Source organism: Amycolatopsis sp. VS8301801F10 (assembly GCF_046195355.1).
GTDB lineage: Bacteria > Actinomycetota > Actinomycetes > Mycobacteriales > Pseudonocardiaceae > Amycolatopsis.
Genome location: NZ_CP176065.1, coordinates 8,882,744 through 8,907,832, shown reverse-complemented (window position 1 = coordinate 8,907,832; position 25,089 = coordinate 8,882,744). Strand labels below are relative to the sequence as shown.

24 protein-coding genes are annotated in these 25,089 nt (G+C 66.7%); 15 read left to right on the top strand and 9 right to left on the bottom strand.

The features are described 5' to 3' along the window. Nucleotides 1-127: 127 nt before the first annotated feature. Complete coding sequence (locus F9C11_RS40800) at nt 128-1,942, top strand: glycoside hydrolase family 2 protein (RefSeq protein ID WP_409182663.1); 1,815 nt, start codon at nt 128-130, stop codon at nt 1,940-1,942. 527 nt (nt 1,943-2,469) lie between these two features. Here F9C11_RS40800 and F9C11_RS40795 read toward each other — a convergent pair. From F9C11_RS40795 to F9C11_RS40785, 3 genes are read right to left on the bottom strand one after another with little or no spacing between them, the layout of a single operon-like run. Next, entirely contained in the window at nt 2,470-2,961 is a 492-nt protein-coding gene (locus F9C11_RS40795; RefSeq protein ID WP_409182662.1) for a glutathione peroxidase, read from the bottom strand. 17 nt (nt 2,962-2,978) lie between these two features. After that, nucleotides 2,979-4,508 (bottom strand): 1,4-alpha-glucan branching protein domain-containing protein, encoded by a 1,530-nt coding sequence (locus F9C11_RS40790; RefSeq protein ID WP_409182661.1) that lies wholly within the window; start codon nt 4,506-4,508, stop codon nt 2,979-2,981. Continuing rightward, nucleotides 4,505-5,278 (bottom strand): methyltransferase domain-containing protein, encoded by a 774-nt coding sequence (locus tag F9C11_RS40785; RefSeq protein WP_409182660.1) that lies wholly within the window; start codon nt 5,276-5,278, stop codon nt 4,505-4,507. Before F9C11_RS40785 ends, F9C11_RS40790 begins: the two co-directional genes overlap by 4 nt. A 53-nt stretch (nt 5,279-5,331) precedes the next feature. On the opposite strand from F9C11_RS40785, the gene F9C11_RS40780 reads away from it, so the two are divergent. Then, nucleotides 5,332-5,763, top strand: coding sequence for a hypothetical protein (locus tag F9C11_RS40780; protein ID WP_409182659.1), 432 nt, complete (start codon nt 5,332-5,334; stop codon nt 5,761-5,763). Here the strand turns inward: F9C11_RS40780 and F9C11_RS40775 are convergent. Beyond that, nucleotides 5,741-6,580, bottom strand: a complete 840-nt coding sequence (locus F9C11_RS40775) for a DegV family protein (protein WP_409182658.1) — start codon at nt 6,578-6,580, stop codon at nt 5,741-5,743. The two genes, F9C11_RS40780 and F9C11_RS40775, sit on opposite strands and share 23 nt — an antisense overlap. Before the next feature lie 243 nt (nt 6,581-6,823). Here F9C11_RS40775 and F9C11_RS40770 point away from each other — a divergent pair, with 243 nt between their 5' ends. The 4 genes from F9C11_RS40770 (at nt 6,824) to F9C11_RS40755 (ending at nt 10,437) form a co-directional block, all read left to right on the top strand. Further along, nucleotides 6,824-7,609 (top strand): electron transfer flavoprotein subunit beta/FixA family protein, encoded by a 786-nt coding sequence (locus F9C11_RS40770; protein ID WP_409182657.1) that lies wholly within the window; start codon nt 6,824-6,826, stop codon nt 7,607-7,609. 28 nt (nt 7,610-7,637) lie between these two features. Then, a complete protein-coding gene (locus F9C11_RS40765) occupies nt 7,638-8,597 on the top strand; it encodes an electron transfer flavoprotein subunit alpha/FixB family protein (protein WP_409182656.1) in 960 nt (319 codons plus the stop codon). Nucleotides 8,598-8,773: 176 nt separating this feature from the next. Beyond that, entirely contained in the window at nt 8,774-9,556 is a 783-nt protein-coding gene (locus F9C11_RS40760) for a GNAT family N-acetyltransferase (protein WP_409182655.1), read from the top strand. Then, complete coding sequence (locus F9C11_RS40755) at nt 9,553-10,437, top strand: lysophospholipid acyltransferase family protein (protein WP_409182654.1); 885 nt, start codon at nt 9,553-9,555, stop codon at nt 10,435-10,437. The genes F9C11_RS40760 and F9C11_RS40755 overlap by 4 nt, the downstream gene beginning before the upstream one ends. A gap of 440 nt (nt 10,438-10,877) precedes the next feature. On the opposite strand, the gene F9C11_RS40750 is transcribed toward F9C11_RS40755, so the two are convergent. Beyond that, nucleotides 10,878-11,783, bottom strand: coding sequence for an NADP-dependent oxidoreductase (locus F9C11_RS40750; RefSeq protein ID WP_409187087.1), 906 nt, complete (start codon nt 11,781-11,783; stop codon nt 10,878-10,880). Nucleotides 11,784-12,210: 427 nt separating this feature from the next. Between F9C11_RS40750 and F9C11_RS40745 the strand changes: the two genes are divergently transcribed. The 3 genes from F9C11_RS40745 (at nt 12,211) to mnmA (ending at nt 15,934) form a co-directional block, all read left to right on the top strand. After that, entirely contained in the window at nt 12,211-13,575 is a 1,365-nt protein-coding gene (locus F9C11_RS40745) for an MFS transporter (RefSeq protein ID WP_409182653.1), read from the top strand. Between the two features lie 64 nt (nt 13,576-13,639). After that, entirely contained in the window at nt 13,640-14,836 is a 1,197-nt protein-coding gene (locus F9C11_RS40740) for a cysteine desulfurase family protein (RefSeq protein ID WP_409182652.1), read from the top strand. Nucleotides 14,837-14,839: 3 nt separating this feature from the next. Beyond that, the gene (gene mnmA, locus F9C11_RS40735) at nt 14,840-15,934 is read left to right on the top strand and encodes a tRNA 2-thiouridine(34) synthase MnmA (protein ID WP_409182651.1); all 1,095 of its coding nucleotides are present in this window, start codon (nt 14,840-14,842) and stop codon (nt 15,932-15,934) included. A gap of 5 nt (nt 15,935-15,939) precedes the next feature. On the opposite strand, the gene F9C11_RS40730 is transcribed toward mnmA, so the two are convergent. From F9C11_RS40730 to F9C11_RS40715, 4 genes are all read right to left on the bottom strand, one after another. Then, nucleotides 15,940-17,214, bottom strand: coding sequence for a DUF222 domain-containing protein (locus F9C11_RS40730; protein WP_409182650.1), 1,275 nt, complete (start codon nt 17,212-17,214; stop codon nt 15,940-15,942). A gap of 152 nt (nt 17,215-17,366) precedes the next feature. Continuing rightward, nucleotides 17,367-17,810 (bottom strand): GNAT family N-acetyltransferase, encoded by a 444-nt coding sequence (locus F9C11_RS40725; RefSeq protein ID WP_409187086.1) that lies wholly within the window; start codon nt 17,808-17,810, stop codon nt 17,367-17,369. A gap of 51 nt (nt 17,811-17,861) precedes the next feature. Continuing rightward, nucleotides 17,862-18,905, bottom strand: coding sequence for an MBL fold metallo-hydrolase (locus F9C11_RS40720; protein ID WP_409182649.1), 1,044 nt, complete (start codon nt 18,903-18,905; stop codon nt 17,862-17,864). Nucleotides 18,906-19,018: 113 nt separating this feature from the next. Continuing rightward, nucleotides 19,019-19,708: a hypothetical protein gene (locus F9C11_RS40715; protein ID WP_409182648.1), complete on the bottom strand. Its 690-nt coding sequence runs from the start codon at nt 19,706-19,708 to the stop codon at nt 19,019-19,021. On the opposite strand from F9C11_RS40715, the gene F9C11_RS40710 reads away from it, so the two are divergent. The 6 genes from F9C11_RS40710 (at nt 19,707) to F9C11_RS40685 (ending at nt 25,035) form a co-directional block, all read left to right on the top strand. After that, nucleotides 19,707-19,862 carry a hypothetical protein gene (locus tag F9C11_RS40710; RefSeq protein ID WP_409182647.1) on the top strand — a complete coding sequence of 52 codons (156 nt, stop codon included), beginning with the start codon at nt 19,707-19,709 and terminating at the stop codon, nt 19,860-19,862. The two genes, F9C11_RS40715 and F9C11_RS40710, sit on opposite strands and share 2 nt — an antisense overlap. Then, nucleotides 19,855-20,889 carry a methionine synthase gene (locus F9C11_RS40705; RefSeq protein ID WP_409182646.1) on the top strand — a complete coding sequence of 345 codons (1,035 nt, stop codon included), beginning with the start codon at nt 19,855-19,857 and terminating at the stop codon, nt 20,887-20,889. Before F9C11_RS40710 ends, F9C11_RS40705 begins: the two co-directional genes overlap by 8 nt. A 73-nt stretch (nt 20,890-20,962) precedes the next feature. After that, on the top strand, nt 20,963-21,670 hold the full coding sequence (locus F9C11_RS40700) for a hypothetical protein (RefSeq protein WP_409182645.1): 708 nt from the start codon (nt 20,963-20,965) through the stop codon (nt 21,668-21,670). A gap of 11 nt (nt 21,671-21,681) precedes the next feature. Further along, entirely contained in the window at nt 21,682-23,841 is a 2,160-nt protein-coding gene (gene ligA / locus F9C11_RS40695; protein WP_409182644.1) for an NAD-dependent DNA ligase LigA, read from the top strand. Continuing rightward, entirely contained in the window at nt 23,834-24,328 is a 495-nt protein-coding gene (locus tag F9C11_RS40690) for a GNAT family N-acetyltransferase (protein WP_409182643.1), read from the top strand. Before ligA ends, F9C11_RS40690 begins: the two co-directional genes overlap by 8 nt. 305 nt (nt 24,329-24,633) lie before the next feature. Further along, nucleotides 24,634-25,035, top strand: a complete 402-nt coding sequence (locus F9C11_RS40685) for a PASTA domain-containing protein (protein ID WP_409182642.1) — start codon at nt 24,634-24,636, stop codon at nt 25,033-25,035. The last annotated feature ends 54 nt before the right edge of the window (nt 25,036-25,089 follow it).

Sequence of the window (25,089 nt, the reverse complement as noted above, 5' to 3'; positions counted from 1 at the left end):
TCTGCCGAGAACCAGTTGCCAGCCGTCGACCACCGGCAGCCAACATCGCCATCGAGTCTTCGCTAGCGGGTCCGAGCAGCCGTCAACCCATGCCGCGGACCGCGATTCTCTGCCACCATGAATGGCGATGACTCCACCAGAGCCCGAATGGCAGCGAGCGGACCCACCGCTGACCACCCCGTGGACCGACCGAGTCGACCCGGCCGCAGTGCTGCCCGAGTACCCGCGCCCCCAGCTTCGCCGGCCGGAATGGCTGAGCCTCAACGGTGTCTGGGAGTACGCGGGATGGCCCGCTTCGCCCACGGAGCCGCGACCCGTCGGGTACAACGAGCGCATCCTGGTCCCCTTCGCGCCGGAATCGGCGCTCTCCGGAATCGGCCGCCGCGACGAGGTCCTGTGGTACCGGCGGTTGTTCGAGCTTCCGGAAAGCTGGAGTGGGCAACGGGTCTTGCTGCATTTCGGTGCAGTCGACCAGAAAGCCGAGGTGCGGGTCAACAACCAGTCGGTGGTCACCCATGAGGGTGGGTACACGTCGTTCTCCGCGGACATCACAGACGCGCTCCGTGCATCGGGACCGCAGGAAATTACCGTTCGCGTCGAGGACCGCACGGACATCGAGCCGTACCCGATCGGCAAGCAGCGCAACGAACCTGGCGGGATTTGCTACACGCCGACGTCGGGAATTTGGCAGACCGTCTGGGTCGAGCCGGTGCCGAACGAGTGCATTTCCGCCCTCGAAGTCGCTTCAGACCTGTCGGGCGTGTCGGTGTTGCCGCAGGTCACTGGCGGTTCTGAGGTGGAGTTGATCGTTTCGCCGCCAAACGGCGACGAGGCAGTGCGAGTACGAGGCACCGCCGGTGCGCGGCTGCGGGCAAATCTGCCGGAACCGCACCCGTGGTCCCCTGACGCCCCTTTCCTCTACGACCTCACCGTCCGGCTCCTGGATGCGCACGGTGACGTCCTGGACGAAGTTGCCAGTTATTGCGGCCTGCGAACGGTTAAAATCGTCCCGGATGTCGACGGACGGCCACGGATCGCTGTGAACGGCCGGATCACCTTCCTGCACGGACCACTCGACCAGGGGTACTGGCCGGACGGCGGTTACACCGCGCCGACCGACGAGGCGCTCCGGTTCGACCTCGAGAAGACGAAAGAACTCGGCTTCAACCTGGTTCGCAAGCACGTCAAGGTCGAGCCCGCGCGCTGGTATTACTGGGCGGATCGACTGGGTTTGGCCGTATGGCAGGACATGCCGTCTCTGGTCGTCTCCTTCGCCGGGCCGCCCGGGCACGCGCCGGATCCGTTGCCCGAAGGACAACGGCGATTCGAGGCCGAGCTGCGGGAAATGGTCGCGCAACTGCGCAATGTCACGTCGATCGTCGCCTGGGTGCCGTTCAACGAAGGCTGGGGAGAATTCGACACGGCCCGCATCGCGGCACTCGTCAAGGAACTCGACCCGACGCGGCTGGTGATCGCCAACAGCGGCGTGAACTGCTGTTTCTCTCGCCCGGACACCGGTGCCGGCGACATCTACGACGATCACACCTACGTCGGGCCGGGCGAACCGCACGAGGGAGACCATCGCGCACTGGTGGACGGCGAATACGGCGGCCTGGGCTTGGTTCTCGAAGGCCACGTTTGGCCAGGTCCGCCCAATGCCTACGAAATGACGACCGATTCAGCGCACCTCACTCGACGGTACGTAGAGGTGAGCGAACGCCTCGAAAGACTGGTTTCCGACCGAGGGTTGTCCGGTGCGATCTACACTCAGACCACTGATGTAGAAAACGAAGTGAACGGCCTCCTCACCTACGACCGGCGAGTGCAGAAACTCGACTTCGCCGACGCCGCGAACCACAACCGAGCGGTGATCGCGCGGGGTTCGCACCCCGAGGTGAAGACCGCTGCCGAGCTGGCCGGCGAGACTCCGGACGGCCGTTGACCTGCGATTCGCCACTAAACGGCAACGCAAGATGTGCAGTCCCGCATCGGGACTGCGGCCTGGGGCCGAGCCAGGCCGGCTTGCGATTCGCCGTTTACTGGCGACAAGCTGGCCGACGGCCTGACAAGCTGGCCAACGGTTCTTCGACGTTGGCGAGCGATGTCTTCCGCTCGGACGACTTGCCTCGCGGTCGCCGGGCAGCGACTAGTCCGCCGCGGCGACTCGTGGCGTCGAACTTGCCTTTGAACGGCAACGGCCTCCTCGTCGTCGACGCACGGCTGACATTGTGCTGCGTGGCGACGTCTGCTCAACGGCGACTTACGTCGTTAGTCGCCGTTTAGAGGCAACAGCCGCAGGCGAGCAGAGACGTCGGACGCCCGAGTTTCGCCGCTGAACGGCAACGGCTGAAACCAAGAGGAGAGCTGCTTCTCCGCAGGCCTGCCGCTTCCGCGTTGGCCGAGAGTCGCCGAAAAACGGCAAATGCTCTCCGGCCGCGGTAAACGCTGGCCGGAGAGCAGGAGCGAAGCTCAAGCAGGCAGAGCCGCTTCGATCGCCGCGATGATGGTCTCGTCTTCCGGCTCCGTGCGCGGGCGGAACCGACCGAGCACCTCGCCGTCCGGGCTGATCAGGAACTTCTCGAAGTTCCACTGCACGTCGCCGGCTTCGCCGTCCGCGTCGGGAGTTTTCGTGATGCTCGCGTACAGCGGGTGCCGGTCTTCCCCATTGACGTCGATCTTCTCGAACAGCGGGAACGACACTCCGTACGTGGTGGAGCAGAACGTCTGGATTTCCTCCGCCGTGCCTGGCTCCTGGCCGGCGAACTGGTTGCACGGGAACCCGACGACCGAGAAACCTTTGTCGCCGTAGCGTTCCTGCAGCCGTTCCAAACCGGAGTACTGCGGCGTCAGCCCGCACTTCGACGCCACGTTCACCACCAGCAGCGTCTTGCCGGCCAGCGGACCGCCGAGGGTGGCGTCTTCGCCGGACAGGGTTTTGAGGGGAAGGTCGCGGATTCCCATGGAATTCCCTTCGATCGTCATGCGGGAGGACGGCGCAGGGCGCGCGCGTCCAGATGTCCGAACGGACCGTCGGCCCGGCGGTATTCCTCGGCCAGGGCAAGCGCGCGAGCACGATCCCCGCTGCGCAGCAACCCAGCCAGGGCATCGAATCGTTCGGTGTGCACCCGGGCGCGCCGGCGAGCGTAGTCCGCGGCGGAGTCTTTGGTGACCATGAACGCCCAGTCGCTGGACAGCGCCATCATCGCCTCGGCGACGGCCTGATCGGCGACGGCGTCGCGAGTGGTCCCATCGTGCCGGTCGACCAAGTCGAGCAGGCGAGCCTGCAACGCGGTGTTGTCCTGCACCATGTCCGCCACCTGTTCGCCGTCCCAGACTCGCCAGTCCTTGCCGGATCCCCATGAGGATGCGGGCAGCTGGACGGGTTCGCCTAGATGGCCGGCTTCGAGCGCGCCGCGCAACGTGGTTACCCGGACGCCCGCCTCGGGCAACGCGCGCAGAATTCCTTCAAGCCACGCGGGACCCTCGTGCCACCAGTGTCCGAAGAGCTCTGTGTCGTAGGCCGCAACCACCAGCGATTCGCGGCCGTGTTGTTCGCGCAACGACCGCAGCCGCGCGACGACTGTTTCGACGAAGTCCTTGACGTGCGACCCTAAAACATCCGCGGCGAGCGCCGGGTCGTATGGAGCTTTATCTTGTGGCTCAACGGTTTTTCCGGTGACGCGTGACGCCTTCAGCCCGACTTCGTGCGCCCAGGTGTGGAAATCCCGGTAAGCCGCGTGGCCTGGGTAACCCGCTTTCGGCGACCAAACCCGGTAGGTGACCTCAAGATCGCGGCCGAAGCAGACGACGTCGGAGTCGCCGACGGGATGCGCGGACGAAGTGTCACCATGGAGTGAAGGGCCGTCGACAAGGAAGCGCCGCACGCCAGCCTCGTGATAATCTCGCTCCATTCCCGGTGCATAACCACATTCAGGTGCCCATATACCTTCTTGTGCGCGGCCAATGCGTAGCGCGGTGTCCTCCAACCCCGCTTGGAGGGCGAACCGTCGCACTCGCTGGTCCAGCAATGGCTGGAACGGATGCGCCAGCGGTCCGCCGAGCAGCTCGATCGTCTCGCTGTCCACAAGCGACCGAAGGATCGGCGAGAAACCGTGCCGCCAGCGCGTTTCCAGTTCCTCGGTGGCGTGCATCGCGGCCTGATGCTCGGCGGCGGCGAGGTCCCGCAGCAGGGGATCGCCGCGCCAGAGCGTGGCTGCGTGCTGCGTGCGCAGCTGCCAGTGACCGACCCAGTCGTGGCAGGCGCGGATGGCGTACGGATCGTCGAGTTGCGCGGCGAGCACTGGCGTCATGCCGAGCGTCAAGACATCGCGTCGCCCCTCAGCGGCGAAACGGCACAGCAGGTCGACGACCGGCAGGTACGAGTGCGTCCACGCCTGGTACAGCCATTCCTCGCCGACCGGCCAGCTGCCATGGTGCGGCAGCCACGGCAGGTGGCTGTGCAGGACGAGGCAGAACGTGCCTTCGGATGCGGGGTTCCGGGTGCTCACGGGCGCACCGCCACAGCCACCAGGTCGAGGCTCGCGTCGAGGTCATCGCCGTGCACGGCGAAGTCCTCGGCTCGAATTGCGGCGACGTCCGCGAGGAGATCAGCTGGCCACGTGGCTTGTCCGGGAAGGGAGCCCATTACGACGTCCAGTTGCGCGTCGATGATGGAGCCGCCGTAGCGGGTTTCGACAGTACGCAGGGATTCCGCGTGGTGCAGCCCGCTCAGTTCCGCGACGGTGAACCCGGCGGCGCGCAGCAGCTCGTCCATTTCGGACGGTGCCAGTTCGCGCGTGTGGAACGGGTTGAGCGGGGTGTCGCTGTCCGGCGTGAAGGTGAGCCGGTTCGGGGTCGTGACCAGCAGTTTCCCGCCCGGGCGCAGGACGCGGAAGCATTCGGCGAGAAATCCTCCCTGGTCCCAGAGATGCTCGATCACCTGGAAGTTCGCCACCACATCGACCGCGGCGTCCCGCAAGGGCAGGTACGCCAGGTTCGCCCGCGCGACGGCGACATCCGGGTACCGGCGTGCGACGTGCTCGGTGGTCGGCACGTCGTAGTCCAGCGCGAGCACTCGCCGGGCGTGCTGGGCGATGAGCCCGGCGCCGTAGCCCTCGCCGCAGCCGGCTTCGAGCACGGTCGCGTCGGCGCAGTGGGGGAGTAGGGCGAGGTACGCGGCTTCATGGCGCCGGAACCAGTAATTCTCCTCGGGGATGCCGGGGACGGTCCGTTCGCCGGTGAGGTGCAGTGCCTCGGCCCGGGTGGCTGCGTTGGTCACCTGCGCGACCCTAGCGCCTGTCACGTTTCGCGCAGCCGTCTCGTTCCAGCCGTATGCAACGGACGATCACGCGCATCCTCCTGATCCTGCTCGGCCTCTACACCCTGGTGCAGGGGCTGTGGCCGCTGCTCGATCCGATGGGGTTCTACCAGGACTTTCCCGGTTGCCGGCACGGCTGGGTCTCCATGGACGGGCCCTACAACGAGCACTTCATCATCGATTTCGGCGGCCTCAGCCTGGCGCTCGGCGCGATGCTGGTCGGCGCGGCCGTGATGGGCACCACAACTGTCGCGCGCTTGGTGGCCATCGCGGCACTGCTGTTCGCTGTCCCGCACCTCGTCTACCACGCAGGGCACGTCGGGCACTATCCGCAGCTCGACCAGGTGCTCATCCTCGGCGGGCTCGCGGTGACGGTCCTGCTGCCGCTCGTGGTGCTTTTGGTCCCCGGGCGGCGAATCGAGGTCAGTTCGACGGCGACACCGTGATGCTGAGCGCACCCGGGCCGACGTGGGCGCCGATCACGGTGCTCGCGTCGCCCACCACGATCTCGCCTGCGCCCGGCACGCGATCCCGCAGCCGCTGGACGACCTCGCTCTCGTCGGAGCCGAACCGGGTCACCGCGAGGTCCACGGGCTGGTCGCCAGCGGCCTTCACCGCCAGGTCGACGAGCCGGTTCATCGCTCGTTTAGTGCCGGGAACGCGGGCGAGCGGGCTGACTTCTCCATTGCGGACGGTGAGCAGCGGCTTGATCGCGAACGCACTTCCGAGCATCGACTGGGCGGCGCCGATCCGTCCCGACCGCTGCAAGTACTCAAGCGTGTCGACGTAGATCAGTTCGGTCGAGCTGCGCACTCGCCGTTCCGCGGCGTCCAGGACCCGCTCGAGCTGTCCGCCGGCCCCGGCGACGCGGGCGGCGGACACCGCGGCGTAGCCGAGACTCATGCTCGCCGTCCCGCTGTCGAGGATGTGCACCGGAATCCGGACCTGCTGGGCGGCTTCGCGGGCGGCCTCGACGGTCTGCGAAAGCCGTCCGGAGATGTGCAGGCTCACGATGGCGGACGCACCGGCGGAAGCCGCGTCCTGGTAGCTCCAGAAAAACGCACCCGGATCGGGCGGCGAAGTCGTGACGGTCGCGCCGGATTTCATCGTCTGGATGAGCTCGCTCCGGTCGAAGCGGTGCTCGTCGTCCGTCTGGTCGCCGACGTGCAGCTGGACCTGGACGACACTGATTCGCCACTGGGCGGCGAGTTGCTCGGGCAGGCACGAGGTCGAGTCGGTGACTACGGCGATGTGCGCGGACATGGTGCCGGAGCGTAACCCCTAACGGCCTACTGCGAGTAAGTGACCGTTGCTCCGATCGGGCGAGCGGCGCGCTGGACGGGCTAACCGGCAAACTATTAGGACGATGGTCCCATTAGATTGCTCATCCAGGTGAATGCCGTCACCTCGAGGGGTCCGGCCGCGGAATTGCCCCTAATCTACCGCTCAGTAGAGCACTGTCCCGCGGCCGAGAGCCGGCCCCAACCGGGAGGTCGAAGAAGACCCATGACGAACATCGTTGTCCTGGTCAAGCAGGTACCGGACACCTACTCGGAGCGGAAGCTCTCCGGTTCCGACAGCACCCTTGACCGCGAATCCGCCGACGCCGTGCTCGACGAGATCAACGAGAAGGCCGTCGAAGAGGCCCTCAAGATCAAGGAAGCCGGCGAGGGCGAGGTCACCGTGATCTCGGTCGGCCCGGACCGCGCGACCGACGCGATCCGCAAGGCGCTCTCCATGGGCGCCGACAAGGCCATCCACGTTTCCGACGAGGCGCTGCACGGCTCCGACGCGATCGCGACCGCGAAGGTCCTCGCCGCCGCCGTCGGCAAGGTCGAGGGCTTCGACCTGATCCTGGCCGGCAACGAGGCGTCCGACGGCCGCGGCGCCGCCGTGCCCGCGATCCTCGCCGAGCTGCTCGGCGTGCCGCAGCTGACCTACGTGCGCCAGCTGACCGTCGAGGGTTCCTCCGTGAAGGCGGACCGCGAGACCGAAGACGGCATCACCCACCTCGAGGCGAACCTGCCGGCGCTGGTGAGCGTGAGCGAGAAGATCAACGAGCCGCGTTACCCGTCGTTCAAGGGCATCATGGCCGCGAAGAAGAAGCCGGTCGAGACGCTGACCATCGCCGACCTGGGCATCGACGCGGGCGAGGTCGGTCTCGCCAACGCGTGGTCGACGGTCGTCGAGGCCTCGCCGAAGCCGCCGCGCACCGCGGGCGAGAAGGTCGAGGACGAGGGCGACGGCGGCACGAAGGTCGCCGAGTACCTGGTCGCGCAGAAGCTCATCTGAGACACGGTTTCGAGGAGGATTCCGGAAAATGGCTGAAGTACTCGTCCTCGTCGACCACGTCGACGGTGATGTCAAGAAGGTCACGCTCGAGCTGCTGACCGCCGCGCGCGCCCTCGGCGAGCCCTCCGCCGTCGTGGTGGGCCCGACCGGCACCGCGGCGAAGGCCAAGGAAGCGCTCGCCGGCCACGGCGCGGCGAAGGTGTACGTCGCCGAGGGCGACGACGCCACCGGCTACCTGGTGACCCCGAAGGTCGACGTGCTCACGAAGCTCGCCGAGCAGGTCTCCCCGGCCGCGGTGCTCGTCGCCGCCAGCGCCGAGGGCAAGGAGGTGGCCGCACGGGTCGCGCTGCGGCTCGGCTCCGGTCTGCTCTACGACGCCGTCGGGGTCAACGCCGACGGCACCGTGGACCAGTCCATCTTCGGTGGCGCGTTCTCCGTGAAGGCGAAGGCCGCCAAGGGCGCGCCGGTCGTGTCGGTGCGTCCGGGTGCGGTCGAGGCGGAGGCCGCCGACGGCGCGGCCGCCGAGGAGACCGTCGAGATCCCGGCGCAGGACCCGGCGAAGTCCGCCAAGATCACCGGCATCGAGCCGGTCGTGGGCGGCGACCGTCCGGAACTGACCGAGGCGTCGATCGTCGTGTCCGGCGGCCGGGGCGTCGGTTCGGCCGAGAAGTTCGACGTCGTGGAGAAGCTGGCCGACTCGCTCGGCGCGGCTGTCGGCGCGTCCCGTGCCGCGGTCGACTCCGGCTACTACCCGGCGCAGTTCCAGGTCGGACAGACCGGCAAGACGGTGTCGCCGCAGCTGTACATCGCGCTCGGCATCTCCGGCGCGATCCAGCACCGCGCTGGCATGCAGACGTCGAAGACGATCATCGCGGTCAACAAGGACGCCGAGGCTCCGATCTTCGAGATCGCCGACTTCGGTGTGGTGGGCGACCTGTTCAACGTCGCGCCGCAGCTGACCGAGGCTGTCGACAAGCGCAAGGGCTGACGTTTTCTTTCGCTCGGAAGGCCGTCGCGTGCTCGTCACGCGGCGGCCTTCCGCGTTCTCCGGAAGCTTCTCGGGAGTCTGAGAGGAACCTGAGAACCGGCAATTAACTCAACGTGCACTGACCGGTCATCGATTGGCACTCTCCGAGGCCGCTTACCGGCAGGTACACCTTGACCATGACGTCGTCACAGCTCCTCGTCAGTACTGATCAGGCGGGTGCCGACCTTCCCGCAGGCGCGCCGCGGTATTCGCTTCTGGTCGCCAACGGGAACGATGAAGTGCTCGCCGCGCAGAAACTGCGATACCGGGTTTTCGCCGAGGAGATGGGGGCGGAACTGCATTCCCCGGAGCCCGGCCGGGACGTCGACTACTTCGACGAATTCTGCGATCACCTGGTGGTCCGCGACGACAACACCGGCGAGATCGTCGGCTGCTACCGCATGCTCCCGCCCGAGCGTGCCGCGCAGGCCGGAAAGCTCTATTCCGACAGCGAGTTCGACCTGACGACGCTTGCCGCGCTGCGGCCGTCCTTGGTTGAGACCGGACGTTCCTGCGTCCACCCCGACCACCGCAGCGGCGCGGTCGTGAGCCTGGTGTGGGCTGGGATCGCGCGCTACATGCTCCTTTCCGGACACCGCTATCTCGCCGGCTGCGCTTCGGTACAGCTGAATGATGGCGGCAGCTACGCTGCGGGGGTCTGGGATGTCTTGCGCACTAAGCATCACGCCGACGACTCGTTGCGCGTCTCGCCGCTGAACCCGTGGGACCCCGGCGCGGTGGCGCGTCCCGACCGGGCCATGCTTCCACCGCTGATCAAGGGTTACGTGCGGCTGGGCGCCAAGGTGTGCGGCCCGCCGGCTCTCGACGCCGACTTCGGGGTCGCTGACTTCTTCGTCCTTCTCGATCTGCAGCAGGTCGACGAGCGGTACTTGAAGTTCTTCCTTGGAGCGCAAGGATGAGCCACGCCTGGATGCCGACGTCGCCCTGCGGTGACGGTTGCCTGACCGAGGGCGCACCCACGGTCGGTTTGCCACGACGGATGCTGCGCTTCACCGCGGCCATTTCGGTGGTCTTCGCGGCGTTGCTGATCGCGCCGGCGTTGCTGGTGATCCGCGGCCGGAACCGGGAACGCTTGGTGCGCCGGATTTTCCGGGCGGTGCTGAGGTCGTTCGGCGTGCGGATGTCTGTAGTGGGCGGTGCGGACTTCCTCGCCGCTCCGGCCGGCCGCGGCGCGCTCGTGGTGAACAACCACATCTCGTGGCTGGACATCATCGCCATCAACGCACTGCGCCCGATGCGGGCGCTCGCGAAGATCGAGATCGGCTCCTGGCCGGTCCTGGGCACGCTAGTCCGTCGCGGCGGGAGCATCTTCCTGGACCGCAACCGTTTGCGCACCCTGCCGGACACCATGGCCGAACTCGCCGACACCCTCCGCGCCGGCGCGCTAGTCAACGTCACCCCCGAGGGCACCACCTGGTGCGGCCTGGCTTCCGGCCGCTTCACGACGGCCACCTTCCAAGCCGCGATCGACGGCGGAGTCCCGGTCCGGCCGATCGCCCTGCGCTACCGCCTCGCCGACGGCCGCGAAACCAGCCAGCCGGCGTTCATCGGCCCGGAGTCGCTCATCGCGTCCTTGCGCCGCGTCGCCGCGCTGCGCGGTCTGGTCCTGGAAGTGCACGTGTGCCCGGAGATCGCCCCGGGCCGCGCCGAAGACCGCCGGTCACTGGCCGCTCTTGCCGAGGCCGCTGTCCATTCGGCCCTCGGCACAGTCCGCATCCCGCCGCAGCGTCGCCGGGCCCGGGTCGGCCGCCCAGCGTCCTCCCAGCCGGTTGTGCATTGACGAACACCCTGGTCACCGGGCCGCTGGGGGGTGTTGCCGTTTTTTGGCGACACCCCCCAGCAGCTCTCCGACTCTCGCCGACCGGCTTTCCGGCTGACCGCAGCCAACCCATTCGCCACTCAACGGCGACAACCATCCGACTCGCCTCGCCGCCGAACGGCTACGGCGTCTCACTCGTCCCTCGCGACCGCCACTTCGTCATCCCGTCGCCGCCTCATAGCCACGGATGACCCGCGTCAGCGGCACGTTGGTTCCTGCAGTCCGTATTCGTTTCGCCGCTGAGTGGCGACAGCCGCTTGCCTCGGCGCGTCCACTCGCGGCGCTCGGCTTTCGCCACTCAACGGCAACAGCCCACTTGCCGCGGTAGCCGCTAACTGGCGAGGCCAATCCGTCAGCTCCACCCGAGCTGCACCTTCGCCGAGCCTAGCCGACGATCGTGGTCACGAAACGGCAATTGTCAGCTTCCCGCCGGGGTGCCCCTTCCGGCTCTCTTCCTGCGCAGTCGCTGCTTCCTCAAGCGAAAAGGTCTTCCCCTGCGCAATCTGCAGCCCATTGCGTACGTAACCGAGGATCTCGTTCAGCACCGCCTGCGTCTGCCCGTCCTGTCCGCCAGACGAGAACGGCAAACCGAGCTGGAACGCCGCACCGTCGGCAATGGTCACGATGCGTTCCTTCGATCCTCGCAACTCGATCGATTCCGGCAAAACGCCATGACCGGACGCGTCGAACACCGCGTCGACAGGTCGGTCTGCCACTTCACGAACCCGTTCCAGCCACCCGTCGCCGTAACGGACCGGAATCGCGCCCAGCGCTTTCACCTCATCGAGATTGTGCTGTCCAGCCGTTCCGATCACCGTCGCGCCCAACGCGACCGCGATTTGTGTAGCGAAACGACCGACAGCGCCACTCGCTCCATGGACAAGCAACAGCTCGCCAGCCTTGACGTCGAGCAGACGCAACACGCGCAACGCGGTTTCGCCAGCAACCGGCAACGCCGCCGCGTCATCCCAGGAGAGGTCGGCCGGTTTGCGAACGATCGCGCCTCCGAGCGCGAATTCCGCGTACCCGCCGGTTGCCGACCAGCCAAACACTTCATCACCGACGTTGAACTCGGCGCCGTCGCCCACTGCGTCGACCACTCCGGCGATCTCCAGCCCCGGGATCCGCGGGCCTTCGAGCGCCGCACCGCCGGCCATCGCCCCTGAACGAATCTTCCAGTCGATCGGGTTGACCCCCGCGCGCCGGACTGCAACCCGGACCTGCCCCTCACCGGGCTCCGGTGCCGGAACCTCTTCCAGTCGCAGCACTTCGGGCCCGCCGTACTCGGCGAAAGTGATGGCTCGCATCTCGGTTCGCACTCTCCTTCGGTCGCCGTACGTCCTACTTAAGCCAACCAGCATCCGGCGCATTCCGAACCGCACGCTCGATTCGCCAGTCAACGGCAACAGCCGCACTTTGTCGCCCTCGACCATCTCAGCCTGACCGGGCCTCATGACGGAGACAGAACACCCCTAGCCGCAAGGGAGCCTGATCCATCGATCTAGGTGACCACTACGACGTCGACAGCTACCCCGCGTCATCGACTTCCTGAGCCGAACGCCCCTCGATAGCCCCGCTACGGCATCGACGGACTTCCGCGAACCCGGTCCGAGCCGCGGCACGTCAACCCGAAGCTTCGAATTCACCCCCGATGCGATGTGCTCCCACGGCACACCCCGAAAGGTCGGCGGGCGACTTGACCTCCAGAGCACTGGAGGTTGCAAGCTCGCGATCATGAGCCAGACCGTCGAAGCGCAGCCTCGAAAAAGCGTCCTCTGGAATCGCGACCACCGCCTCGTCACCGTCGGCCTGCTGCTTGTGGTCACGCTGGTGGCCTTTGAAAACATGGGCGTCGCCACGGCGATGCCGACGCTGGTCGCCGAACTCCACGGTCTCGCGCTCTACTCCTGGCCGTTCACCACGTTCCTGGTGGCGAGCGTCGTCGCCACCGTCTTGTCCGGACGGCTTGGCGACCGAAGAGGCCCAGCACCAGCCCTGTTGGTAGGCCCGGCATTGTTCGCCGCAGGACTGGCTGTCGCGGGTATCGCGACAACGATGCCGATACTCCTGGTCGGCCGTGCGCTGCAGGGCTTCGGCTCGGGATTCCTGCTGGTGTCCGTCTCACTGCTGATCGCTCTGACGTTCACCGACCGCGAACGCCCTGTCATCTATGCGGCGAACGCGGCCGCTTGGGTCCTCCCGGCCGTCATCGGCCCGTCCGTCGCCGGTTTGGTGACCGTGACCGTGGGCTGGCGATGGGTCTTTCTCGGGCTGCTTCCGCTGGTCGGGATCGGCGTCGTCCTCCTCTGCAAGATCACTCGCCGGTTGCCCGCTCACGCGCCGCTGCCAGCTGGACGTCGCGCGGGCGTCGTGCCCGCTGTCGTCGCTGCGCTCGGCGTCGCCGCCCTGAGCTGGGCCGCGCAGCATCCATCACCTGCCGCGATCGCGTATGGCGCATTGGGCCTTATCGCGCTAGCTATCGCACTGCGCAAGCTCCTGCCTGCCGGAACCATGACCTCTCGTCCCGGATTGCCCACGGTGGTCGCCTCTCGAGCCCTGATCGCTGGCGCATATGCGGGGATGGAGGCGTACCTCCCGCTGACCATGACCGCCGTCCACGGCTACAGCCCTGCGCTCGCAGGCCTGCCGCTGACCATCACTGCGCTCGGCTGGTCCGCCGCGTCCGCCCTCCAAGGCCGGTTCCTTGACTGGTCGCGGGAGGCATCGCTGCGTACCGGCTTCGTGCTCGTCGCTGCTGGCCTGGTCGGCTTCGGTTTTGTCGCCCAACCGTGGTTCCCGGCCTGGGTGGCCTTCGCGGTCTGCGCGGTCGGCGGAGCGGGGATGGGAATCGCGATGCCCGCCATCTCGGTCCTCCTCTTGCGCTATTCGCCGGAGGGGGAGCGGGGCTTCAACACCTCCGCGATGCAACTCGCCGACTGGGTCGGATCAGCGCTGCTCATCGGCCTCGGCGGGGTGCTCCTGGCCGCCGTCGCGTCCGCCGCTCAGCCGTCTGCCGCGATGGGACTGCTCAGTGTCGTCCTCGTCCTGCTGGCGCTGCTCGGCGTCCGGCTCACGAGCAGGTGGCCGAAACAGGTGTGACGTGCCACTCCGCGGCCCGGGGCGAGCTTCGTCACAGGCCGCATCGGTCTACCCTGATAGGGCGATGACCTATCTCGACCATGCGGCAACGACTCCGATCCTGCCCGAAGCCATTGCGGCGATGACTGAGGCTTTGTCCACCGTGGGCAACGCCTCCGCGCTGCATTCTTCGGGCCGGCGGGCTCGGCGTGCTGTCGAGGAGGCGCGCGAAGTGATCGCCGCCGCTCTGGGTGCGCGTCCGTCGGAAGTCATCTTCACCGGTGGCGGCACGGAGAGTGACAACCTCGCGGTCAAGGGCATCTTTTGGGCCCGTCACGGCGAGGACTCCGCTCGCCGCCGCATTCTTTGCAGCACCGTCGAGCATCACGCGGTCCTTGACACGGTCGAGTGGCTGGAGCAGCACTCTGACGCCGAGATCACCTGGCTCGAGGTAGACGACCAGGGCCGGGTGTCCCCGGAAACGCTTCGAGCCGCGATTGAGTCGGCGCCGGAGACTGTCGCGCTGGCAACGGTGATGTGGGCGAACAACGAGGTCGGCACTGTCAATCCGATCGCCGCTCTCGCCGAGGTCTGCATCGAATACGGGGTTCCCCTGCACACTGATGCCGTCCAGGCGGTCGGCGCAGTCCCCGTCGATTTCACCGCGTCCGGTGCAGCGGCACTCACGCTGACCGGTCACAAGCTCGGCGGCCCGTATGGCGTAGGTGCTCTTCTCCTCGACCGTGACACTTCGTGTGTCCCAGTCCTCCACGGCGGCGGTCAGGAGCGCAGCGTCCGGTCAGGCACCCTCGACGTCCCGGCGATTGTCGGCTTCGCCGCTGCGGTCCAAGCGGCGATCAGCGGCCGCGCGGAGTATGCGGACCGGGTTGAGAAGCTGCGCGACGAACTCGTCGCCGCGGTCCTGCGCGAGGTCCCGGACGCGATTCTCAATGGCCGCGACGGCGAGCGTTTGCCCAGCCACGCTCACTTCACTTTCCCCGGCTGCGCGGGTGACAGCTTGCTGATGCTCTTGGACGCTAAAGGCATTGAGTGCTCCACCGGCTCGGCGTGCACCGCAGGTGTCGCGCAGCCAAGTCACGTCCTCCTGGCAATGGGCGCAGACGCGGCCGCAGCTCGCGGTTCGCTCCGATTCTCGCTTGGCCACACGTCGACACTGGACGACGTGCACACTCTGGCCCGCGAGATCGGCGGCGTCGTCGCCCGCGCCCGACAGGCCGGCCTCGCCGGCATGCGCAAGCAGACCCAGAAGCAAGAGGTGTAGAAAATGCGCGTACTGGCCGCAATGAGCGGAGGGGTCGACTCGGCTGTCGCTGCTGCTCGTGCAGTGGATGCCGGTCACGACGTCGTCGGAGTGCACCTGGCGCTTTCAGCACAACCTGGCACGCTGCGGACCGGTTCCCGCGGCTGCTGCACTATCGAGGATTCACACGACGCCCGGCGGGCCGCGGACATCCTCGGTATCCCGTTCTACATCTGGGATTTTGCGGAGCGCTTCACGGAAGAAGTCGTCGAGACGTTCGTCGGTGAGTATGCCGCCGGGCGCACCCCGAACCCTTGCGTGACTTGCAATGAGAAGATCAAGTTCGAAGCGCTGCTCGAGAAAGCGCTCGCTCTTGGCTTCGACGCCGTTGCGACCGGCCACTATGCGCGCCTGGCGACCGTCGATGGCGAGTTGGAGCTTCGCCGGAGCGCGGACGAGGGCAAGGACCAGTCATACGTGCTGGCTTCACTGCAGCCAGAGCAGCTTCGTCATGCGATGTTTCCTCTGGGCGACTCCTGGAAGTCGGACGTGCGTGCCGAAGCGGAGCAGCGCGGGCTTTCCGTCGCGCGGAAGCCGGACAGCCACGACATCTGCTTCATCCCGGACGGCGACACCAAGAAGTTCTTGGAGAAGCGGCTCGGCGAGCGTCCCGGTGAACTTGTCGACGCAGAGACAGGTGCGGTGCTCGGGCGTCACACTGGCGTGCACGGATTCACCGTGGGCCAGAGGAAAGGCCTCGGCATCGACGCGCCGGCCGCTGACGGGCGACCGCGGTATGTCCTTTCGCTCGAACCTGTTTCGGGCACGGTGAAGGTCGGGTCGTCGGCAGACCTTGGTGTCCACGCCATCGACGCGGACCGGGCGATCTGGCCGAGCGGACGAGCCTTGGACGGACCGACCGAGTGCACCGTCCAGGTTCGTGCGCATGGAGGCATTGCCGATGCGGTCGCCGAAGTAGGCGAAGACGGTCGAGTCTCCATCCAGTTGCGCCAGCCTTTGCGCGGGGTGGCACCGGGCCAGGTAGTTGTCCTTTATCGGCAAGACGACCAGGCGGGCGACCTCGTGCTCGGGAGTGCCAAGATCTCAGGCACGCGCTGACCTCCTTATGCGCCTAGGCGTTCCTCTCCAGGTTGTTCCGGCGTGGGTTGAGGGTCGTGCAGCGGCGGAGGTGCGCTTTCAGCTTTCTCGCCTGTCGGTGTCGTGACAATCAGCTTCCCGTCCTGCATGACCTCGTAGCTCCAGTCGGCTCGATTCTTGAGACGGCGGTGGCGTAGGCAGTAGCTCAAAGTCGAGTCTGTGTCCGTGGAATCAGGCCCAGTAGGTTCCGTGAGGCAGTTCTGTGCGGGCCGCGGACAGCCGGGCTGTCGGCACTCGCGGTCGCGGATTCGCACGAACTCGTCGACATCGATGCTCGGCCGGTACCGGAACTTGCCGACCTCGATCACCTGCCCGGTCAGCGGGTCGGTGATGACCCGGCGGACAACCGTGTCGGGACCAGTGGCGATGTGGCGCGCGAGCTCGGCCGGGATGTGACCGTGGCCGGCGAGTTCGCCGGGATCGTCGTTGAGACCGAGGTATGTCTTCAGATCGACATAGAGGTACACCTCGGTTTGTTCTGGAACGCCGCCTTTGCCGCTGAGCAGGAGATCGATCGCGACGTCAGCGCGCAGCTGGTCGAGAGTGCGTTTCTCGTCGCCTGTTTTGAGCGATCGAGCGATCTTGTCGACGCGGAGGTAGGCCGCTGTGGCTTTGTCGGTCGAGGCGTTGTCGACGGAGAGCCGCGAGATGCCTTCGCTTTGGTGCTGCAGGATGACGCGCCGCTCGGCTTTCCGTTGAGCCAGTCGGTTCATCGCACCGTCGGGGTCGATTTTTGTTGCGGCGTAAGCGGTTGCCTTGCGGACTTGGGTCGGATTCTTGTCCTCGAGCCGGTGTTCGAGCAGGTAGTCGACCATCCGTGCATGGCGGTCGGACAACTGGCTGGTGCCGTCGGTGACCTTCATGGCGCGATAGAGATCGAACTTTCCCTCATCCATCAGCCGGAAGATTCGAGGCAGGCGCTGAGCCAGAGCTTCGGCGGCGGCGATCATCGCTCCGGCTCGGGTATCGGTGATACGCAAGGCAAGCGCGAACTCGCACGCCAGCTCGTGCGGGTCTGATCTTCGTCTTCGTATGCCCGCCATGCAATGCAGCTGCAACGCCTGCAGTCGGGCGATCTGGCGGTTCGCGTCCTTCACCGCCGCCATCAGCTGGTCTGGCTGCAGGCGATCGAAAAGGTTGAGGTTCGCGTGCATGGCGCGAAGCAGGAAGGCGAGGTCTGCGGTTTCAGTGGTGTTCTTGGTCTTGCCGGAGTGCTCCGCCGGCGTGGTCGACTTGCTCATGACCGTCACGATACGCATTTATTCGAGCACAGTCAGCTAAATTGCGCGAAGGGACCCCTCGTGCAATAGCTTGGCTTTTGCGTGACGTCTCTGGCACGGTGGAAGCCGGGTGATCGAGCGCGTGTCCGGCTGAAGCTGCGTGGAGGGGGTGATCAGAGATGCAGCTTGAAGCCCGTGTGACTCGCGACGAAGCCCAGCCTTTCGTAGAAGCGGTGCGCTGCCGTTCTCGTTGTATCCGAGGTGAGCTGGACTAGGTTGCAGCCGCGTCGTCGCGATTCGTCGATGGCCCACTGCACGAGTTGTGCGCCCATGCCTGAACTGCGGTGATCGCGGTGTACGCGCACAGCTTCGATCTGCCCGCGAAGTGCCCCGCGCCGCGCGAGGCCAGGGATGATCGTCAGCTGAAGTGTTGCTACCGGTCGGTCGTTTGAGGTTGCGACTACCAGCAGCTGATTCGGGTCTGCGGCAATGGCTTTGAACGCTTGCAGGTAGGGCTCCAGGTCAGCTGGTGAGTCGCGGGTTGCTCCGAGTTGGTCGTCCGCAAGCATCTGAACGATCGTTTCGACATCGTCGGCGCGAGCTCGTCTCACAGTGATAGGAGGCACGCGGGTCAGTATTCCACCGGGTGAGCCGTGGGCGGTTGGCTGCTACGTGGTCTTGTAGCGGCGAATCCCGTCGACGTCTTCGGCCTCGAGCTTGTTCTGCGAGACCAGCAGATCCAGGTGCGCACCGGTCTCCAGGACGGCGAGCATCTGGTTAAATGCGTCCATTTCGGACAGTTTGCGGCCGCGGCGGGTCCAGCCTAGGCGATTGGCGGCTTCATGAGCGGTGCTTGCTCCGGCTGCGATCTGAGCCGCCATCGTTTCGAGGCGTTGCCGGTGGTGTTCTAGCAGTTCGTCGATGCGGGCATGCACGCTGTCGGTGACCGGGCCGTGAGCCGGCAACATGCGACGGTCCGGCATGCCTCGAACCAGACGGAGGGAGTCGAGATAGTCGTTCAGCGGCAACTCAGCCGGAACTGGCTGGAAGCCGATCGACGGTGTGATGTGCGGGAGCACGTGGTCGCCGGAGAACAACAGGTTGGCCGCGCCGTCGACGAAAACTACATGGCCGTTGGTGTGTCCTGGGGTGTGGACCACTTCGAACTCACGGTCGGGCAGCACTGCTCGCCGGCCGGGCGTCAGCCATTCGTCCGGCTCTTCCCAGAGATTTGCCTCTGTGTGGCGAGGTTCCAAACCGAACAGCTTGCTGAGCGCGGTGATGACCTCTTGTCCGCCGCTGAGCCGAAGGAGGTCGAGCTGGGCTTGCATGGGGAACTGGTTCGGATTGGCGCTCGCGTCGAGCGAAGGTTGCTCGAGCTTGCCGAGAGCGATCCGGTTGCCGAACTCGCGTCGAAGCGCGACTGCCTGCGTGTAGTGGTCGCGGTGGACGTGGGTGATGAGGAACTCGCGGACGTCGCCGAGTTCGGCGTCGATCGCCTTGAGCGCGTCGGCCAGTAATTGGCGAGACTCGGTGAGGGCCCACCCTGAGTCGACGAGCACGAGGTTTGTGCCGTCGGTGACGGCGTAGACGTTGACTGCGCGCAGGCCGTCGTTGGGCAACGGCAAGGGGATTCGGTAGACGCCCGCGGCCACTTCGTAGACCCCGGGATCGGCCCAGTTCGAGTTACTGCCTTCGGGCAACGGCTCCACGGCGACCTCCGTCCAGGCGGGACCTCGGCGTCCCGGACTTTCCTTACATTGGGCCGTAATTCGGTCGCTGTCCACCTGGCGGGACTGAGACTCCGGTCACGTGGTCAACCGGCTCATGCGGTGAGCGCGATGTCGATAGTCAACGTTGTCGCGACGAGCATGCTGGCCAGCGGCTCGGGGACCTGCAGCGGGATCTCGACAAGGTAGGAGTCGCCGCTGACCGGCGAAAGCTCCGGCGATGGTTGTCCGACGCGGGCTACCTCGGTGCCAGCCGCGTCCTCGACGGTGATTTCCCGTCGTTGCCGGCCACTGGCGACGACGGTTGCGATTGTCTTGCCTTCGGTGCGAAGAGCGAAACGGACGCGGCCGGCGTCGGTCGGGATGATTTCGCCGATTGGCGTCCCGTCCGCGCGGGTGACTACGAAGCGGGCCAGCGGATCCTTCGACGGTTTCGCGACCTTGAGGACAGTGCTTTGGCTCGCGTCACGGACCTCGAACTTGCGGCTTACGTACTGGTCGGATTTCCGCAGACGCTGAATGACTTTGCGCAGGAAGCTGGGCGTTGTGACAGCAACCCCGCCGATGCGGAGGCCGTGGCGGTCGAATACGCCGTACTCCTGGCCGGCGGCGGTCGGCTTTGCCTCGCGGCTGACGTAAAGGACCGGCTCAGTGAAGAGGGTCCGCTCAAAGGAGCGGTTTGACGCCCGGCGGTACGGTGCTCCGGGCATGCTGCCCTGCCGCGGCTCCCGGGCGGATGCGTCGCCGGGTGTTTTGCCGGGCGGTGGCGGGGCGGGGCTGGTCATGACGATCCAGACTAACGCGATGACCGCGAATTCGGTGCAGGCAAAGGGATATGCGGCGAATGTCCGGCTATTGCCGCGCGGTCGGGTGAAGCTTGTCCGCAGGGGCGGTGCGGACGGCGGCCGCCCGTTCCGCGACAATCCGGCCTGTGAGTGAACGACCTTGGCCCGCGGGCGCGGCGACTGGAATCGGGTCCATGCCGGGGACCGATCCCGTCGAGGCCGCTGCCGTGGTGTTCGGAGAGCTTCCCGGCTTCCCGTATGTGCCCGAATTGCCGGCTCGCGGCGTCGGCGCCGACCTGGTCGGACGGACCGCGGCGTTGCTCGTCGACCTCGCGATCGAGGTGGTGCCCAGCGGTTACCGTGTCGCCGGGAGGCCCGGGCACGACCATCGGCGGGGGCGCGACCTGCTCCAGTGGGACCTCGACGCCGTCCAAGCCGCCCGTGAGAACGCTGGTGCGCCGGCGGTTCTCAAGACCCAGATCGGCGGCCCCTGGACGCTCGGCGCGGGGATCGAGCTCGCCCGCGGGCACCGGGTGCTCACTGACCGCGGGGCGTTGCGGGACTTCACCTCGTCGCTGCTCGACGGGTTTGCTCAGCACGTCGGGGAGCTGACCGCGAGGACTGACGCGCCGGTGGTCGTGCAGCTCGACGAGCCGATGTTGCCCGCTGTTCTCGCCGGAAAACTGCCTACTCCGTCGGGATACGGCAACGTCCCCGCAGTGCCTGAGCCCGAGGTCCGGGAGCTGCTTGCCACGACGATCGAACGCATCGGCGCGATGACCGGGCAGCCGGTCATCGTCCACTGCTGCGCTCCGCGGCCGCCGATCGCGCTCTTCCGCGCCGCGGGCGCCGGGGCTGTCGCGTTCGACATCAGCATGCTCGCCGGGGCGTCTGCCGAGCTTCTGGACGAGATCGGCGAGGCTTGGGACAGCGGGATTTCGTTCTTCTTGGGCCTCGTGCCGGCCACTGACCCAGTGACGGTTCCGGGGCTGAAGGACGTCGCGTCGCCGGCGCTCAAGCTCGTGGACCGGCTGGGGTTCAACCGTTCCATCCTGGCTGAGCGTGCTGTTCCGACGCCTGCGTGCGGTCTGGCCGGTGCCACGAACGAGTGGATGCGCCGGGCCCTCGCTCTTAGTCGCGACCTGGGCAAAGCGTTCGTGGAGCCGCCGGAGAAGTGGTGATTCCGCGGACGTGCTGCCGTCGCGCCGCGTACCGTGGCTGGTGAAGAGAAAGAACCGGGGGAAATTTCGAATCATGCGTTTGTTCCGTCGCCGCTCGGGAGCCGACACCGAAGCCGCGCCGCCAGATCCTCGTACGCCGTGGCCTGAGCAGCACGTGCCGTCCGACGCGGTCGCTGCGGCAGCTGCGTTCTGGGAAGGGTGGTACGACCTCCTGCCCGAGGTTAGCGCTGCGCTGGGCGAGGGCGAGCCGCATCGGGTCGAGCACGACCTGTGCGTGCTGGTCGAGACGTTCCACCCGCGGCTGCATTTCTCGCTCGAACGCGGCCGGACCGCCATCTACGCGTTGGTCGTCAGCGGGCAGGAAGACCCGGAGCTGCGCCCGTACACCGACGCGTGGAAAGCGGCCGGACCGCCGGACGACGCGATCTGGGAGTACCACGATTCGGTGCCTCCGGTCCCGGATCCGACCGAGGTGACGGTCAATCTGGGCGAGCACCGCATCTCGCTGGCCGACGTCCGGGTCGTCGCGCAGGTGGACGACGGGGTGGTCGACGTCGCGGTCCACCATCCCGCTTTCGCGGATCTGGACGAGGATTCGCGCACCACGATGACGTTCCTGCCGCTCGACGCGACGCTGGGCGAGCGTCTGGCCGCCGAGCGGCTGCGCCGGGTCGAGACCGCCGAGGCCGCGCCGGAGGGCACGATCGATCTGCTGGAGTTCCGGGAGCTGGTCCGCGGGCTGACGGAGCAACCGGACGAAAGTGTCGGTGCCTCCGGCTAGGCTCACCACCCGTGAGCAGCACCGACCTTCCCCCAGACCAGGTGGCCGTGGAGGCCGCCCAGGACGTGACCGACGTACCGGCCGACGTGCGCGAGCGCCACGGAGCGCTCGCCGAGGAGATCCGCGGCCATCAGTTCCGGTACTACGTGCTGGATTCGCCGATCATCTCCGACGGCCAGTTCGACGCGCTCCTCGGCGACCTTCAGGAGATCGAGGACGAGTACCCGGCGCTGGTCACGCCGGATTCGCCGACCCAGAACGTCGGCGGCACGTTCTCCACCGAGTTCACCGCGCACGACCACCTCGAGCGCATGCTGAGCCTGGACAACGTCTTCGACACCGACGAGTTCCTCGCCTGGGTCGAGCGGGTCGAGAAGGAAATCGGGTCCACGGAGTACCTGGCCGAGCTGAAGATCGACGGCCTGGCCGTCAACCTGCTCTACGAAAACGGCAAGCTCACCAGGGGGCTTACCCGCGGTGACGGCCGTACCGGCGAGGACGTCACGCTCAACATCCGCACCCTCGACCAGGTACCGGACCAGCTCACCGGCACCGACGAGTTCCCGGTGCCGACGCTCGTCGAGGTGCGCGGCGAGGTCTACTTCCGCGTCGAGGACTTCCTCGAGCTCAACGCGAAGATGGTCGAGGCGGGCAAGCTGCCGTATGCGAACCCGCGCAACACGGCTGCCGGGTCGCTGCGGCAGAAAGACCCGAAAATCACCAGGGAACGTCGGCTGCGGCTGATCTGCCACGGCCTCGGCAAGCGCGACGGTTTCGAGCCCGTCACGCAGTCGCACGCGTACGACGCGCTGGCGGCCTGGGGATTGCCAGTGTCGCCGCACACGCGAGTGCTGCGGACTGGCAAGGAACTCACCGAGCACATCGCCTATTGGGGTGAACATCGGCACGACGCCGAGCACGAGATCGACGGTGTGGTGATCAAGGTCGACCAGGTCGCCTTGCAACGCCGGCTCGGCACCACGTCGCGCGCGCCGCGGTGGGCGATCGCGTACAAATATCCGCCGGAAGAAGCGATCACGACGCTGCTCGACATCCAGGTCGGCGTGGGGCGCACGGGCCGGGTCACGCCGTTCGCCGTCACCGAGCCGGTCAAGGTCGCGGGCTCGACGGTCGCGCGGGCGACCCTGCACAACCAGGAAGAGGTCAAGCGCAAGGGTGTGCTGATCGGCGATCGGATCGTGATCCGTAAGGCCGGAGAAGTGATTCCCGAGGTGCTCGGACCCGTCGTCGACGCGCGGACCGGTGACGAACGCGAGTTCGTGATGCCGACCGAATGCCCGGAATGCGGCACGACACTCGCCTATGAAAAGGAAGGCGACAAGGACATTCGCTGTCCGAACACGCGGTTCTGTCCTGCGCAGTTGCGGGAACGGCTGTTCCATCTCGCCGGTCGCGGTGCGTTCGACATCGAGGTGCTCGGTTATGAAGCGGCGGTCGCGCTGCTCAACGCCAGGGTGGTCGCCGACGAGGGCGACGTGTTCGACCTCAACGAGGATTCGCTCGCCGAGGTGGAGTTGTTCCGCACCAAAGCCGGCGAGCTGTCGGCGAATGCGCGGAAGCTCCTGGCGAACCTCGATTCGGCGAAGGATCGTCCGCTGTGGAAGGTGATCGTCGCACTGTCGATCCGGCATGTCGGGCCGACCGCGGCGCAGGCATTGGCGCGCGAATTCGGTTCTCTGCAACGAATCGAGGACGCGACCGAGGAAGAACTCGCGGACGTCGACGGCGTCGGCCCGACCATCGCGCACGCGGTGCAGGAATGGTTCGAGGTCGACTGGCACCGGCAAATCGTCGAAAAATGGCGACGGGCCGGGGTCCGGATGGAGGAGGAGCGCGACGAGTCCATCCCGCGCAACCTCGAAGGGCTGTCGATCGTGGTGACCGGTTCGCTCGACGGGTTTTCCCGTGACGAAGCGAAAGAAGCCGTCATGGCGCGCGGCGGTAAGGCCGCCGGGTCTGTGTCGAAGAAGACGGCGTTCGTCGTGGTGGGCGAGGCTCCGGGGTCGAAGTACGACAAGGCGGTGCAGTTGAAGGTGCCAGTGCTGGACGAGAACGGGTTCCGCGCGTTGCTGGAACGCGGTCCGGAGGCGGCCGCGGAACTGGCGCTCGACACCGGTGCGGACGAGGGAGCCGAGGGCGGCGATGAGTGAGATCGTGATCCGTCCGGCGCGTCGCGAGGAGTTCGATGTGCTCGGCGAGGTGACCGTCGAGGCTTACCGGATCGAGGGATTCTTCGAGACTGACGCCGCCTACGAGGCGAAGCTTCGCGACGTCTCGGGGCGGGCGGAGCACGCCGAATTGCTGGTCGCGGTCGATCCGGACGGCCAGGTCGTGGGGTCGGTTGCGGTTGTCCAGCCGGGCAGCGAGCTGTCCGAGATTTCCCGGCCGGGGGAGCTGGAGTTCCGCATGCTGGCGGTCGCGGAGGCAGCGCGCGGGCGAGGGGTCGGGGAGGCGCTCACCCAGGCAGTGCTGGACCGCGGCCGCGAACTCGGCGTCGACCGGGTCGTGCTGAGCAGCCTGGACGTGATGCGGAAGGCGCACCGGCTCTACGAACGGATCGGGTTCCGGAGGCTGCCGGAACGGGACTGGCATCCGCATCCGGGAGTCAACCTGATCGCCTACGAATACGGCTTCTGAGGCCCGTTATCGCAGGTCAGAGGCTTTTGCCGATTTTTGGCGAAAGCGCTGGGCTGGGTTCGCCGCCGGTATTCGCCGTTGAGTGGCGACGGTTTGGCGAACCTCTCTCGGTTCTCGTCGGGAGCTGGCGGGCCTGGCGGAGAGCGCCGTACGGACGTGACGGTCACGGCCGTCGCTGGTGGACGGTCGCGAGTGGAGGGTCTGTTTGGCGAGCTTCAACCGGCTACGGCTGTAACGGGTAGATGTCTGGCTTCGACTCAAGCTGTCACGCGTGAAGTACTGACTCGTATCGAGGAAGCGTGATCATGGCGAAGTTCGTTCAAGCTGCCGTCCCGGTCATCGGTGTTGCCGCGTTTCTTGCCGTCGCGTGCAACGCTGCGCCGCAGCCGGCTGGTACCTCCAAGACGGTCGCGACGGAGACGGTGACCGCGACTGCCACCCAGTCCGCGACAGTAACCGCAAGCGCGCCGGTCAGCGCTGCACAGCCGGCGACAATCAAGGTCCCTGACGTGTCCGGCATGAATCATCAGGACGCGCAGGACGCCATGCAGGCGGCTGGGCTCTACAACCTGCGCGAGGTCGATTCGTCCGGGAAGAAGCGGATGATGATCATCGACCGGAACTGGTGTCAGACCGGGCAGGACCCGAAGCCCGGGACCGTGGTGCCTGCTGGCACAGTCGTGACCCTCTATGCCGACAAATGCTGATTGCCGCCGTCCGGGCCGCCAGCGAATTCGGTCGTCAATCTCACCTTGATGAGG